Source organism: Planctomycetota bacterium (assembly GCA_016872555.1).
Classification (GTDB): Bacteria; Planctomycetota; Planctomycetia; order Pirellulales; family UBA1268; genus F1-20-MAGs016.
On record VGZO01000042.1, the window covers coordinates 23,703 to 38,106 of the forward strand.

Below are 14,404 nucleotides of genomic sequence, written 5' to 3' on the forward strand. Positions count from 1 at the left end.
CGTCCCGGACTCTGATTCCTTTGCAGCAATAAGTCGTCTTCGTGTTCGAGCCCGGGCGACCGATGAACTCAGCCTTTGTCACCGCGATTTTCCTGGGACTCAGAGAGCCGAAATCGCCCTGGACGACGACCTTTAACGTGTTTGGCCTCGGCGCAGATCCCTTGGTGGGACGAAACAGGGCGTCGCCGACTCTGGCTATTGTAATACGAGCCATTGTTTGACCTTGGGGTGGGGTGTAATGGGTGGAAGAAGAAGCAGTCGGCAGATCGGAGCCCGTTCATCAGGCGAGTGGCGCGGGGTTGGAGGCAGCCGTCATCAGGGTTAAAGGACCTCTTTTCGCCCGAACGCACCCATCGAATCGGTCGGTCGCCCTGCCTGGCAGTTCGGGCCAGATTGATCACACCCGACGTGTTCTCGATGGCCTATGGAAGCCGCCGGCGAAGTGAACCGGATGTGATCATCACCGCGACGGCAGGTCCTATTCAGGATAGAAGGCCGTTTCCAGAGTGCCCTGAATGGTCGCCGGAGGGCCCGGAGGGTTCTTGAGCGTGAGTGAAACGACGATATGTCCGTCTTGAGGCGCGGTCCCGGGATTCGATGGAGAGACGTCGATGACAAGGTAGCCATCGGAGCACGTCGACGTAATGACTGTGAGCGGCGTTTCGTTAACGCCGACAGTAGGGTAGTAAAATGTGACCACAATGTCGCTTGCAGAGCTCGTGGTGTTGTTGATACGAGCATCCTGGAGAAAAAGGCGAGCAGCGCCCGCGGACGAGAAGCCCGACTTCATGGTCTGTAATGAGACGGCGGCGGCAGTCTTTTTTGCCATTCGGTTGCATCTCCGGTGACAGCCAGGATCTGAATCCGAAAAAAGATCGGGAACTAGCCCCCCACAGTGAGGTCATCGTAGCGGCCCACTTGTTGCTGTCAATTCATCACCCGGGACCGATCTACTCGCTGGCTGGTCAGGGTGGGTCTACGTCGCGAAGTGGAGACGATGACACCGGACTTTTCGCCGTTCGGATTGACTTCCATCGACGGCGAGTGAGAAATCGGAGATGGTTTGTCGATGTGCGGGGTTCATTTTCCGGATTACTCATCCACCCGATACACCGCCATCCCCTCCTGATCCCTCAGCCACAGCTTGCCATTGGCAATCACCGGATGCGGCCACGCCGGTCGGTCGCTGCGGTCGGCCGGTGTGAACCGCCCCTTCTCGACATACCCGCGCGGTGAGCACTCCACCAGCGCCACCGGGCCGTCTTCACTCCGCAGCACGAGCAGGCCGTCGGCCCACACGAGCGCGCCCTTCCCCACCGACCGGTTCTGCCACGCCACACGCCCGGTGCGCAGGTCGAGGCAGGTCAGCAGGCCTTCGTCGGTGCCGTAGACGAAGTCGCCGTCGACCACGAGGCCGCCGTGGTGGCTCTTGAGGTCCTTGGTCGCGTAGGCCAGCGACGCGGCCACGCCGCGGCGGTCGCCGGCAAGGCGGACCAGTGCGCCGCCCTTGCCATACCCCGAGGCGCTGAACACGTTGCCCTGCCAGGCGACGGGGGACGAGCAATTGGCCGTGCCATTGGCCGAGGAGTCGTTGCCCCAGAGGAATTGGCCGGTGTCGGCGCGGACGCCGATCACGCCGGTGTGGACAAAGTTCACGTACTGCTTCAGGCCACCGGTCTCGACGACGATGATCGACGAATAGGCCGCCGCGGGATTGCCCGGCACGGCCGCCTTCCAGACGAGGCGCCCCGACTTCGCGTCGACGGCGACCATCGTCGCCCCCGGCCCGCCGGGGGTCACGATCACGCGCCCGCCGTCGACCAGCGGCGATTCGCTGATCCCCCAGGTGATGTTGCTGCCGCCGGAATTGGTCAGCACGTTCCCGGCCCAGCGCACCCGGCCATCGGCCAGCGCCAGGCAGGCAAGATCGCCGTTGGCGCCCAGCGCGTAGACGGCGTCGCCGGCGATCGTCGGCGTGCCGCGCGGGCCGGCGCCCATGCCGTCGGGGCGCGTGGCGCCGATCTTCGTCGCCCAGCGTTCGGCCAGGGTCTGTTCGTCGAGGCAGATCACCAGCTCGTCGTCGCCGCGGCTCCCCATCGTGAGGACGGCGCCGTCGGCGACGGCCACGCTGGCATAGCCGATGCCGAGGTTGCGCGCCGTGCCGAGCAGCGGCGGGCCGCTTTCTGGCCACTCCCGAGCGAGCCCCTCGGCGGTGGAGCGGTTGTCACGCTTCGGCCCACCGAACTGCGGCCAGTCGGTGTCGGCCGCTGCGGCCGGCAGCGGCATCGCGACGATCCAGCCGACGACCAGGCCGGCAGCGAGCCTGGCGACACGTCCGGCCCCGAACGACGCGATCATGGAAACCTCGCTCCAGACGCCGAGCTCGCCGGCGCGACCGCCACCCATCCCGCCCAGCCAGCAACCAGTCTGCGCCAGGCCGCGCCATCACCACAACCCGGATAGTGTTGCGTGGCGCGGCCGGCCGTGTGAAATTCTTGCGGGGAACGGCAGGCCCCGGGAGGTGACGATGGCAGGCGCACGAACCAGACACCGGCTCGGGATGGCCGCGATTGCCTTCGCGCTTGCGGCACCGCTCCCCGCGGCGGCGGGGCCGATCTCGTTCGACCGCGACATCCGCCCGATCCTCGCCGAGCACTGCTTCGCCTGCCACGGCCCCGATGCGGCCGCCCGGCAGGCCGACCTCCGGCTCGACACCGCCGCGGGGGCCACGGCGGCGCGCGACGGCCACCGGGCGATCGTCCCGGGGGACCAGGCCGCCAGCGCCCTGGTCGCCCGGATCGGCAGTACCGACCCCGATCTCGTCATGCCGCCGCCGGAGACGAACAAGCCCTTGTCGGCGGCGCACCGCGACCTGCTCGTGCAGTGGATCGCATCGGGGGCGGCCTACGAGGAGCACTGGGCGTGGCGGCCGCTCGGGCGCCCGGCCGTGCCCGCGGCCGGCCATCCGGTCGACGCGTTCATCGACGCCGAGCTGGCCCGCGCCGGGGTCGAGGGGCTCCCCGAGGCCGACCGGGCGACGCTCATCCGCCGCTTGTCGTTCGACCTCACGGGCCTCCCGCCAGAGCCCGAGGAGGTCGATGCGTTCGTCGCCGACACCGCGCCCGCGGCCTGGGAGCGGCTCGTCGATCGGCTCCTCGCCAGCCCGCACCACGCCGAGCGGCTGGCCGTCTGGTGGCTCGATCTGGTGCGCTACGCCGACAGCGTCGGCTACCACGGCGACCAGCCGATCACGATGTGGCCCTACCGCGACTGGGTGATCCTCGCGTTTCGCGACAACATGCCGTTCGACCGGTTCACGCGCGAGCAGCTTGCCGGAGACCTGCTCCCCGGAGCGACACGGGCGCAGACGATCGCCGCCGCCTACAACCGGCTCAACATGATGAGCGCCGAGGGGGGCGGGCAGGACAAGGAGTACCACGCCAAATACGCCGCCGACCGCGTCCGGGCGACCGCCGGCGCCTGGCTCGGGGCCACGCTCGGCTGCGCCGAGTGCCACGACCACAAGTTCGACCCGTTCACGACGCGCGACTTTTATTCGTTCGCGGCGTTCTTCGCCGACGTCGCCGAACGGGGGATCTACCACGGCGCCAACGCCGACGGCTCGTGGGGGGAGATGATCCGGCTCCCCACGCCGGCCCAGGCGGCGCGGCAGCGCGAGCTGGAAGCCCTCGTGGCCCGCGCCCGGGAGCGTCTCGCCGTCGACACGCCCGCGCTCGAGGCCGAGCGCGCGGCCTGGATCGCCGCCGAGACGGCGCGGCTCGCGGCCCCGCCCGACCCCGCTGCCAAGGCGGCGAAGCTCCCCGACGGCGTCGAACAGGCGCTGCGGACCGCCGCCGGCGAGAGGTCGGCCGAGCAGGCGAAGCTGCTGGCCGACCACCATCGCACGATCGCCGCGGCCACCGCTCCGCTCCGCGCCGAGCTGTCGCGCCTCGAAGAGGATCTCAAGGCGATCGTCGCCGCCCAGCCGCGGATGCCGGTGACGGTCGCCGTCGCGCCGCGCACGGTGCGCGTCCTCCCCCGCGGCAATTGGATGGACGACTCGGGGCCCGAGGTCGTCCCCGCCACCCCGGCGTTTCTTTCGGCGCGGGGCGGCGACCCGGCGCGGCGCCTGTCGCGGGCCGATCTGGCCGACTGGCTCACCGGCCGCGACAACCCGGTCGTGCCGCGCGTGCTCGCCAACCGGCTGTGGGCGATCGGCTTCGGCCAGGGGCTGTCGCGCCGGCTCGACGACCATGGCGCCCAGGGGGAGGCGCCGAGCCATCCGGAGCTGCTCGACTGGTTGGCCTGCGAGCTGCGCGACGGCGGCGCCGGGGCGGGCGCATGGGACATCCGCCACCTCCTGCGGCTGCTCGTCACGTCGCGCGCCTACCGCCGGCAGGCGGCGGCCGGGGAAGGCCGCGATCCCGACAACCGGCTCCTCGCCCGGCAGTCGCGCTACCGGATCGACGCCGAGATGGTCCGCGACACGGCGCTGGCCGCCGCCGGGCTGCTCGTGCGCGACGTCGGTGGCCCGAGCGTGAAGCCCTACCAGCCGGAGGGCTACTGGGATTACCTCAACTTCCCGCGCCGCACCTGGCAGGCCGATTCCGGCGAGCCTGCGTGGCGGCGCGGGATGTATGTCCACTGGCAGCGGCAATACCTCCATCCGGCGCTGCAGGTCTTCGACGCGCCGAGCCGCGAGGAGTGCACGGCGCGGCGGCCGCGGACGAGCACGCCGCTGCAGGCGCTGGTGCTGCTCAACGACCCGGCGCTGGTCGAGGTGGCGCGGGCGCTGGCCGCGCGGGCGCTGGCCGCGGCCGACGCGCCGGCCGACCGGGCGGCGTTCATCCTCCGCCGTGCCCTCGGCCGCCGCCCCGAAGCCGCCGAGGTGGCGGTGCTCGTCGGCCTCGCCGAGCGCCACCGCGCGGCGCTCGAGACCGACCCCGAAGCGGCGGCGCGCCTCCTCGGCGTGGGCACGCTGCCCGCCCCCGCCGGCACCGATCCGGTGGCGCTCGCCGCCTGGACAAGCTGCGCGCGCGCCGCCCTCAACCTCCACGAGACCTACACGCGGCCATGACCATGCCCCACCCCGTCGTGCTGGCGCCGGCGCTTGCCCGGCGCGGATTCCTCTCGCACGCCTCAGGCCTCGGGGGGATCGCCCTGGCGTCGCTCCTCGGCCGCGCCGCCGCCGCCGCGCCGCTGGCCGGCACGTGGCCCGGGATCGTGCGCCCGCTGCACCTTCCCGCGCGGGCGAAGCGCGTGATCTGGCTCTACATGGCCGGCGGGATGACCCACCTCGACACGTTCGACCACAAGCCGAAGCTCGCGGCGATGGACGGCCAGCCGATGCCGGAGAGCTTCACCAAGGGGCAGCAGATCGCGCAGCTCCAGGGGCAGGCGCTGCGCTGCCTGGCGCCGCAGCATCCCTTCGCGCGCGCCGGCGCGAGCGGCCAGGAGATCGCCACGATCTTCCCCGAGATCGCCGCCCGGATCGCCGACCGGATCGCGATCGTCAGGAGCCTCCACACCGAGGCGATCAACCACGATCCGGCCCACACCTTCATGAACACCGGCTCGATGATCTCCGGCCGGCCGTCGGCGGGGAGCTGGTTGTGGTACGGCCTGGGGAGCGACGCGGCCGACCTCCCCGGGTTCGTCGTCATGGTGAGCACGGGGCGGTTCGGCCAGAGCCAGCCGATCGCCAGCCGGCAGTGGCATTCGGGGCTGCTCCCGAGCCGGTTCCAGGGAGTGGAGTTCCGCTCCAAGGGGGATCCGGTGCTGTATGTCGGCCGTCCCGCCGGGGTCACGCCCGACCGCCAGCGCGACGTCGTCGACGCCGTCGCCCGCCTCGACCGGCTGCGCGGCGACGTCGTCGACGATCCGGAGATCGCCGCACGCCTCGCGCAGTACGAGCTCGCTTTCCGGATGCAGGCCAGCGTGCCGGAGCTGGTCGATCTGGCCGACGAGCCGGCGAGCACGTTCGAGCTCTACGGCACCAAGGGGGGCGACGGGTCGTTTGCCGCCAATTGCCTGCTCGCGAGGCGGCTTGCCGAGCGCGGCGTGCGCTTCATCCAGCTCTACCACCGCGACTGGGACCACCACGGCAGCGTGCGCGACCATGTCAAGGGGACGGCCGCCGAGGTCGACCGCGGCGCGGCGGCGCTGGTCGAGGATCTCGCCCGGCGCGGGATGCTCGACGAGACGCTGGTCGTGTTCGGCACCGAGTTCGGGCGCACGCCGATGGCCCAGGGCAACGGCCGCGACCACCACATGAAGGCGTTCTCGATCTGGCTGGCCGGTGGCGGGATCAAGGGGGGGATCACCCATGGCGCCACCGACGACCTCGGCTACGGCGTGGTGGAAAACCCGGTCACCGTCCACGACCTCCACGCGACGCTGCTCCACCTCCTCGGGATCGACCACACGCGCCTCACGATCCCCGCCCAGGGGCGCGACTTCCGCCTCACCGACGTCCACGGCCGCGTCGTCCACGAGCTCGTCGCCTGAGCGGAGGCCACGCCCGGACCGGGGGTGGTGTAGGCTGTCGCCGCGAGGCACTCCCATGGCCGTCACAATCGTCTGGTTCCGCCGCGACCTGCGCCTCGACGACAACCCGGCGCTGGCCAGCGCCGCGGCCCGCGGCGCCGTCGTGCCGCTCTATGTCCACGCCCCCGAGGAGGAGGCGCCCTGGGAGCCCGGCGGGGCGTCGCGGTGGTGGCTCCACGGGTCGCTCGGCAGCCTCTCCGGCGCGCTTGCCAAGGCCGGGGTGGCGCTCGTCGTGCGGCGCGGGCCGTCGGCGAAGGCCCTCCGCGAGGTGGCGCAGGCCACCGGCGCCACGCACGTCGCCTGGAACCGCGTCCGTGAGCCGGCGCTCGTGGCCCGCGACACCACGATCAAGAAGGAGCTCGCTGCCGCCGGCCTCGAGGTCGAGAGCTTCAACGGCACGCTGCTCCACGAGCCGACGCACGTGGCGACGAAAGAGGGGCGGCCCTACCAGGTGTTCACGCCGTTCTGGCGGGCACTGTTGTCGCGCGACGAGCCCGATCTGCCGCGTGGCGCGCCGCGGAAGCTGACGGCCGTCGCCAACGCCGCCGCACTCGACAGCGCGCCTGTCGACTCGCTGGGGCTACTGCCAAAGATCGACTGGGCCGGCACGATGCGCACGACCTGGTCGCCCGGCGAGGCGGCGGCGCGAAAGCGGCTCGATCGGTTCCTCGACCGCGGCCTGGCCGGCTACGGCACCGAGCGCGACCGCCCCGACCACGACGGCACGAGCGCCCTGAGCCCGCACCTCCACTTCGGCGAGATCTCGCCGCGGCGGATCTGGCACGCGGTCCGCGACGCGGTGGGGGGCAAACCGGCGGCGAAGATCACCGGCAGCCCCGAGGTCTATCTCCGCGAGCTGGGCTGGCGCGAGTTCGCCTCCCACCTGCTCCACCACTTCCCGCACACCCCAGACGCGCCGCTGCGGCAGCAGTACGCTGCCTTCCCCTGGGTCGACGATCCGGTGGGGCTCGAGGCCTGGCAGCGCGGCCGGACCGGGTTTCCGATCGTCGACGCCGGGATGCGGCAGTTGTGGGCCACCGGCTGGATGCACAACCGCGTGCGGATGATCGTCGCGAGCTTTCTCGTCAAGGACCTGCGGATCTCCTGGCTCGAGGGGGCACGCTGGTTTCACGACACGCTCCTCGACGCCGACCTCGCCGCCAACACGCTCGGCTGGCAATGGGCCGCCGGCTGCGGCGCCGACGCCGCCCCTTATTTCCGGATCTTCAATCCGACGAGCCAAGGGGAGAAGTTCGACCCCGACGGCGCCTACGTGCGGAAATGGGTGCCGGAGTTGGGCCGGCTCGACGCCGACGTGATCCACGAACCGGCGGCGGCCAAGCCGCTCGAGCGCAACGGCCTCGTCCTCGGCCGCGACTACCCCGAGCCGATCGTCGACCACGCCGAGGCGCGGAAACTGGCGCTGGCGGCGCTGGCGAAGGTGTCGGCGAACGCCTCCTCGACACGCTCGGCCTGAATGTGGTGGAACGCTGGGTGGTGACACCGTCCGGAGGGGAGAGCCAGGCGACGGCGAAAGTGGTCCCGTTCACCGCGATCTGGGACGAGCTCGACCGCGTGGAGCCGTCGCTCCAGTGAATGCCCACCGATCGCGGTGCGCGGCCGCCGACGCGGCCAGAAAAGGCGCATCCAGGAAGTTCATGGGCAAAACGCTGCTGGCCGACGCTGGCTGTCGTGACCGGCCCTTTCGGTCCCGTGCTACTGCCGCTTCTCGACCTCGGCCAAGCGCGTCCGCACCTTGTCGACGACGATCTTCCGCTGCTGGTCGTCCCCCACTTTGTCGGCCGCCTTGTCGGCCTCGCCGAGGAGGGCGAGGGCGGTCTTCGTGTCGCCGGCGGCGACGGCGGCGTTGGCCACGGCGAGCAGGGCATAGGCGCGGCTCTCGGCCCGTTCCACGCTCTTCGCCGCGGCGGCTGCCTCCTCGACGAGCTTGCCGGCCTCGTCCTTCTGGCCGCTCCGGGCGCGGACGTCGGCCGCGGCCGCGAGGGCCTCCGCCTTGGCCCGCGCCTCGCCGACCCCACGGGCGCTCTCCTCCAACCGGCCGACCATGTCGGCGGCGGCGTCGGCGATGCCGGCGCGCGTGTAGCCGAGCGCCACGGCCGCCAGCGCCTCGGCGCGGAACCGGTCGTCGGCGGCATCGGCCGCGGTGGTTGCCTTGCCGAGGAGATCGCGGGCCAGCGCCGCATCTCCCCCCGCATCCTTGTCGCCGGCGATTCCCCCCGCTCCGGCGAGCGCTTGGGCGCGGCGGACGGGGTCTTCGATCGCCGCGCCGCGCGTGCCCGCCAGCGCCGCCGCCTCGCGGGCCTTCTTCTTGTCGCCCACCTCGCCGAGCGCTGCAGCGACGTCGACGAGCCGGGGGGCGAAGATCGCCGCGTCGCCGTCGGCCTTGAGGCGGTCGAAGGCGCGGTTGGCGGTGTCGCGGGCGCCCGACAGATCGCCCACCGACAACTGCTGCCGGGCGATTTTCACCAGGGCCGCCGCCTGCTTTTCGGGAGTCGCCTCCTTCTCGGCGCGCTCGAGGCGCTGCGCGATCGAAAGCGTGCCCCCCTTCTTCGCCGGTTTCGTGCCGCAGCCGACGGCAGCCAAGGCCGCCGCGAGCGCGAGGAACAGGGCATTCGACCGATGGCGGCGCGCGGGCATGGCGGCGGGATCCTCGGGCGTTCGGGAAGGGATGGAAAGTTTCAGAACCGCAGCCGCGCCCGGGCGAGCCGGTCGCGCGTCTCGGCCATCAGCTCGTCTTCCGCGGCTGCGTCGGCGGCCTCGTAGGTGACCGAGAAGCGGAGGTGGGCGCCGCAGTCGTCCCACGGGACGGTCGAGACCGACAGCTCGTGGATCAGGAACTGGCTGGCGTCCTGGGCGGTGGCAAACGAGCGCTGGCCGGCGCCGACGGGGCTTTTTGTGTAGAGGAAGTAGGTGCCGCCGGGCATCCGGCAGTCGAAACCCACCTGGCGGAGGACGGCGACCAGCTTCTCGAGGCGCCGGCGGTACTTGGCTCTCACCGCCTGCGGGATCGCCGGGTCGGCCAGCGCCGTCACCGCCGCCTTCTGGATCGCCATGAACTGGCCGGAGTCGCAGTTGTCCTTGATGTCGGCGAAGGCCCGGACGAGCCGCTCGTGACCGCACACCCACCCCAGGCGCCAGCCGATCATGTGGAACCCCTTCGACATCGAGTGGACCTCGACGCCGACCTCCTTGGCGCCATCGACAGAGAGGAACGAGAGCGGCTCGGCGTCGTAGGAGAGCATGATGTGCGCCGCATCCTGGACGACGACGATCCGGTGGCGGTGGGCGAACTCGACCACCCGGGAATAGAAGTCGCGCGTCGCCGCCCGGCCGGTCGGGCTGTTGGGATAGCAGAGGACGAGGAGCTTGGCCCGGGCGAGGACGTCGGCGGGGATGCCGTCGAAATCGGGGAAGAAGCCGTTTTCCGGCAGGAGCGGCAGACGGTGGACCGTGCCGCCGAACCAGCGCGTGGCGGTGCCGGCGACGGGGTAGCCGGGGACCGTCATCAGGGTGACGTCACCCGGGTCGATGAACGCCGCGGGGATCATCGACAGGGCGGTTTTCGAGCCGATGCAGTGGTTGACCTCGGTGACGGGGTCGAGGACGACGCCGAACTCGCGGGCCATGAAGGCCGCGGCCGCCTCCTTGTAGGCGGCGATGCCGTTGTCGGCGTAGCCGCGGTTCTCGGGGCGGTCGATCTCGCGGCGCATCGCCTCGCGGACCGCGGCGGGGGCCATCTCGTCATTCTCGCCGATCCCGAAATCGAGCATCCGGCGCTCCGGGTGGTCGGCCATCGCCTTTCGCTTGGCGCGCTTGATGAGCTCGAATTTGTAGATCTCGTTCCCTTTGCCGAACTGCGCGCCGCCGATCCGGGCGGCGAACCGGTCTTGGAACCAGGGGTCGGCGGCGGGGGCGGTGATCGTGGCCATGCGTCGGGAAACACTCCGTGTCGGGCAGCGCGGCGCGCGAGAAGGCATCGCGAAAGTGGAAAAGTATACGGATCGCCCGCGCGGCGCCCGCCGTCACGGGCGTGTGGCACGGGGCCGACGACCACCGGGGGGCATCGTCAATGGCATCCCCAGACGAGGGGTTTGTGCGGTCGTCCTCACAAGGGGGGTGCGGGGGAAAAAGGGTTCCAACCCGCGGAGATTTGCCCTGATTGATTCCGCTGCGGCGCGGGGGTGGAGTGAGGAGATCGGTTTTCCCCGTCCACCACCGATCCCGCCATGCACCAGCCTGCCTTCCACACCTGCCCACCGAAGACTCGGAGAGCACCGGGGGGATTCGGGCCCTTCGACGACGACTTCGATCCGTTCGAGGACGAAAACGAGGCCTGCGTCCTCATTCCGCTCGATTGACCGCGGCGGAAACGACCGTCAAACGCTCTCCGGCGTCGGGTGTTGCCAGGGAGCGCGGTAGGGGCGGGCGAGCAGCGCCTCGGCTTCGGCATCGCCGACGACGTTGCCCTGCCGATCGAGGTGGATCGTCCGGCCGAGGCGCATCGCCAGGTTGGCGAGGATGCACGCCGCCGACGAGACATGCCCCTCTTCGATGTCGGCCACGGGCCTGCGCCCCTCGGCCCGGGCGGCGAGGAAGTCGCGCATGTGTCGGCGGGTCGCCGGAGCGGCGAACGCCTCGGTCTCTTTGTGGGCGGTGTCGGCGGGAAATTGCTCCCGCTCGTCGAGAAACGTCCCCTTCTCGGCCGCGCCACCCCCCTTGGGCTGGAAGTCGTAGGACTGGACGGAGAGCTTGAGCGTGCCCTTGTCGCCGTACAGCGTCGCCCCCCAGGGATAGGCCGGGTCGGGGTTTTCGCCCCAGTTGCGCTGCGTCCACACCACCTGGACGTCGCCGTGGTCGAAGAGGGCCGTCTGGGTGTCGTGGAGTTTGATCGTCGACTCCGCCGGCCGGAGCAGGGCGCCGCCGCTGGCGGCGATCCGCTTCGGCCACGACAGGCCGAGGAAGAACCGCACCAGATCGTAGAAGTGCACGCACAAGTCGCCGGTCTGGCCGTTGCTGAACTCGATGCAGTCGCGCCACGACCGCGGGTGGAGCTGGGGGTGGAAGTCGATCAGCGGCGCCGGGCCGCAGTAGGCGTCCCAGTCGAGCGTGGGCGGGGGATCCGCGGCCGGTGGAAACGCGGCGCGCGAGCCGTAGTAGCTGTGGATGTCGACGGCGGCGATCTTCCCGAGCTTCCCCGTGGCGATGTAGCGGTCGCGGGCCTCGAGGAGGTGCGGGGTGCTGCGCCGCTGGAGGCCGACCTGGACGGTGCGGCCGTGCTTCCGTGCCGCGGCCACCATCGCCCGCCCCTCGACCACGTCGAAGCTGATCGGCTTTTGCACGTAGACGTCGCAGCCCGCCTGGCAGGCGGCGATCAAGGGCAGACAGTGCCAGTGGTCGGGGGTGGCGACGAGGACCACCTGCGGCCGCGTCTCGGCCAGCAGCGTGCGGTAGTCGCCGAACAGTGGCGGCTTGTTTCCCGACGGCTGTCGGGCGGCGACCAGTTCCGCCGCCGCCGCGCGCATCGCCGAGTCGACGTCGCACAGCCCGACCACCTCCACCGGCGTGACCTGGATGAGGTGGAACAGGTCGGTCTTGCCGTACCAGCCGCAGCCGACGAGCGCCACCCGCAGCGGAGCGCCGGCCACCGGCTCGGCGCCGTCGGCCGCTGCCGCGAGGGTGCCGAGCGCCGCGGCGTGGGCGCCAGTGACAAGGAAGTCGCGCCGCTGCATGGGAGGGCCTCCGGTGAAAACAGAGGGAATGAAACAGGTCACGGCACGGTCGGTGCCGGAGCCGTGGCCGGCTCGGCGACCAAAACAGGTCTGTCGTCGCGCCCCGCGGCCCACCGGGTGCCGCGGCGGATCACCGCCTCGAGCCCGGATGTCTTTTCCGGGTGGGGGCTGAAGCAGATCACCCGCCCCTGACCGAATGAGCCGGCCGCGATCGCCGTGGTGCCGACCATCACGCCGCTCGGAGCGCCGTTCTTGGCGATCTCGGTGCCGTACGTCGCCAGCCCCTCGTAGTCGGGCAGGTCGTCGCGGTTTCCAGGGGCGAGGAGCGGGCCCTGGCCGTAGTAGCAGTCGACTTCGTCTCCGTCGATGCCGAGGAGCCGTCGTCCCGCCGGGGAGACCTCGAGAACGACCGACCCGGTGCCACGGGCCCAGTGGCGCGTGTCGAGCACGTGGGCATCGAGAATTGCCAGCGACCAGGGGTAGTGGGACGTCGCCAGATAGGCTCCGGCACAGATGCCGACATAACCGCCGCCGCGGCGCACGAACTCCTGGATCGCCGCGCGTCCCTCGGCTTCGAGGAGCTTGCTCTGCCCCGACCCGCTCCCGCCGGGGCAGACGACGACGTCGCACGCCTCGAGGGCCGTGCCGCGAAACTCCGCCGGCGCCGCCGTGCGGAACGCGAATTCGTCCCGGTCGCCGAGGCAGCGGAGGAGATTCGTCGGGGCGACCCCGGCCGTGCCGGTGCCATGCACGTCGAGGCAGACGACGCGGATCGGCCGCGGCGGCGGTTCATCGGCGCCGACCGGGGCGCTGGCGAGGCCGGCGCACACCGCGCCGCAGGCGAGCCACAGGCTGAGTCGTGTCAATTGTGTGAATCGCTCCGCGATAGTCGTGGCGAGGTGACCACCCTGGCATATGTCGATCGGGGAAACCGTCGGCGTTTCCCGGGGCTGTCTGAGCGGGCTGAACGAGCCGGGCGGTCGCGCGGCCGGCCGGAGCACGGAGGCCTCGGTCCGCGGACCGCTAGCATACGGTCCGCGACGCCACGCCACCGCCCCGGAGGCACTTCCCGTGACCGCGCTTCAGCCGGGCCGATACCGCCATTACAAGGGGCGCGACTACGTCGTCATCGGCGTCGCCCGCCACAGCGAGTCGCTCGAGGAGGTGGTCGTCTACCGCCAGGAATATGGCGACCGCGGCCTGTGGGTCCGGCCGGCGGCGATGTTTGCCGAAACGGTGGTCGTCGATGGCCAACCGGTGCCGCGCTTCAGGCGGATCGACGACGGGGCGGAAGGATGACCGAGCCGCGCGAAGATGGCCTGCATTGGAAAACCTGATCCAGGCGGTATGAAGGTCAACGCCCCCTTGGGGGAGGAGACTTTCGATGACGCCACGACGACGGAGACGGCATAGCCCGGAGCAGGTGGTCGCGAAGCTGCGAGATGCACTCGCGTCTCAACGCTGGGAAGGAACTGGCAGCGGTGCTGCAGGCCTTGGAGATCAGCGAGGCGACGCTGGCCCGCTGGCGGGCCCAGTACGGCGGGATGAAGTCCGAGGAGGCGAAGCGACTGAAGGCCCTCGAGGATGAGAACCGTCGGCTGAAGCAGCTTGTGGCCGACCAAGCCCTCGACATCCAGAGACCCGAGCATCTCTCGGAGGGAAACGGGTGAGCCCTTCCCGGAAGCGAGCGGCGGTGACCGAGCTTCAAGCGAAGTTCGGCATCTCCGAGCGAAGGGCCTGCAAAGCAATCGACCAGCCGCGTAGCAGTCAGCGATTCAAGGCCAAGCCGAGGTCCGACGAGGCACCGCTTGTGAAGCGGATGCTTCAGTTGGCTCGCGCCCGGCCGCGGTTCGGCTACCGGAGGATCGGCCGGCTGCTCGTCCTCGAAGGATGGCGAGCGGGGCTGTCCCGTGTGTTTCGACTGTGGCGACGGGAGGGGTTGAAAGTGCCGCTAAAGAAGCGAAAACGGCGTCGTCTGGGCACCAGGGCAATCGCATCTTCTGAGAGCGGCACAAGTATTGCGGTGAGTCGTCGAAAGGCAAGCGGGCGGCGGTGGCCGCACGTCGTTTCGCCTGTGTCACGGAGGACGACTTGTGATTGTTTCAACG

11 protein-coding genes are annotated in these 14,404 nt (G+C 70.8%); 5 read left to right on the forward strand and 6 right to left on the reverse strand.

Going from position 1 to position 14,404, the window contains the following annotated elements:
• Positions 1-478: 478 nt before the first annotated feature.
• Positions 479-829, reverse strand: a complete 351-nt coding sequence (locus FJ309_13300; protein ID MBM3955567.1) for a hypothetical protein — start codon at positions 827-829, stop codon at positions 479-481.
• A gap of 263 nt (positions 830-1,092) precedes the next feature.
• Positions 1,093-2,406, reverse strand: coding sequence for a polyvinylalcohol dehydrogenase (locus tag FJ309_13305; protein ID MBM3955568.1), 1,314 nt, complete (start codon positions 2,404-2,406; stop codon positions 1,093-1,095).
• Between FJ309_13305 and FJ309_13310 the strand changes: the two genes are divergently transcribed.
• Genes FJ309_13310 through FJ309_13320 form a run of 3 tightly spaced genes read left to right on the forward strand, consistent with a single transcriptional unit; the run spans position 2,141 to position 8,023 of the window.
• Complete coding sequence (locus FJ309_13310; GenBank protein ID MBM3955569.1) at positions 2,141-5,077, forward strand: DUF1549 domain-containing protein; 2,937 nt, start codon at positions 2,141-2,143, stop codon at positions 5,075-5,077. The genes FJ309_13305 and FJ309_13310 overlap by 266 nt on opposite strands.
• Positions 5,078-5,079: 2 nt before the next feature.
• Complete coding sequence (locus tag FJ309_13315; GenBank protein MBM3955570.1) at positions 5,080-6,507, forward strand: DUF1501 domain-containing protein; 1,428 nt, start codon at positions 5,080-5,082, stop codon at positions 6,505-6,507.
• 55 nt (positions 6,508-6,562) lie between these two features.
• A complete protein-coding gene (locus FJ309_13320) occupies positions 6,563-8,023 on the forward strand; it encodes a deoxyribodipyrimidine photo-lyase (protein ID MBM3955571.1) in 1,461 nt (486 codons plus the stop codon).
• 239 nt (positions 8,024-8,262) lie between these two features.
• On the opposite strand, the gene FJ309_13325 is transcribed toward FJ309_13320, so the two are convergent.
• From FJ309_13325 to FJ309_13340, 4 genes are all read right to left on the reverse strand, one after another.
• Positions 8,263-9,204 carry a hypothetical protein gene (locus FJ309_13325; protein MBM3955572.1) on the reverse strand — a complete coding sequence of 314 codons (942 nt, stop codon included), beginning with the start codon at positions 9,202-9,204 and terminating at the stop codon, positions 8,263-8,265.
• Between the two features lie 41 nt (positions 9,205-9,245).
• A complete protein-coding gene (locus FJ309_13330; protein MBM3955573.1) occupies positions 9,246-10,496 on the reverse strand; it encodes an LL-diaminopimelate aminotransferase in 1,251 nt (416 codons plus the stop codon).
• A gap of 447 nt (positions 10,497-10,943) precedes the next feature.
• Complete coding sequence (locus FJ309_13335; GenBank protein MBM3955574.1) at positions 10,944-12,296, reverse strand: Gfo/Idh/MocA family oxidoreductase; 1,353 nt, start codon at positions 12,294-12,296, stop codon at positions 10,944-10,946.
• Between the two features lie 38 nt (positions 12,297-12,334).
• Complete coding sequence (locus FJ309_13340; protein ID MBM3955575.1) at positions 12,335-13,348, reverse strand: biofilm PGA synthesis protein PgaC; 1,014 nt, start codon at positions 13,346-13,348, stop codon at positions 12,335-12,337.
• Here FJ309_13340 and FJ309_13345 point away from each other — a divergent pair.
• Together FJ309_13345 and FJ309_13350 are read left to right on the forward strand one after the other, a co-directional pair.
• Complete coding sequence (locus tag FJ309_13345) at positions 13,212-13,595, forward strand: DUF1653 domain-containing protein (protein MBM3955576.1); 384 nt, start codon at positions 13,212-13,214, stop codon at positions 13,593-13,595. The two genes, FJ309_13340 and FJ309_13345, sit on opposite strands and share 137 nt — an antisense overlap.
• A gap of 143 nt (positions 13,596-13,738) precedes the next feature.
• Positions 13,739-13,966, forward strand: a complete 228-nt coding sequence (locus FJ309_13350; GenBank protein MBM3955577.1) for a transposase — start codon at positions 13,739-13,741, stop codon at positions 13,964-13,966.
• Positions 13,967-14,404: the final 438 nt, after the last annotated feature.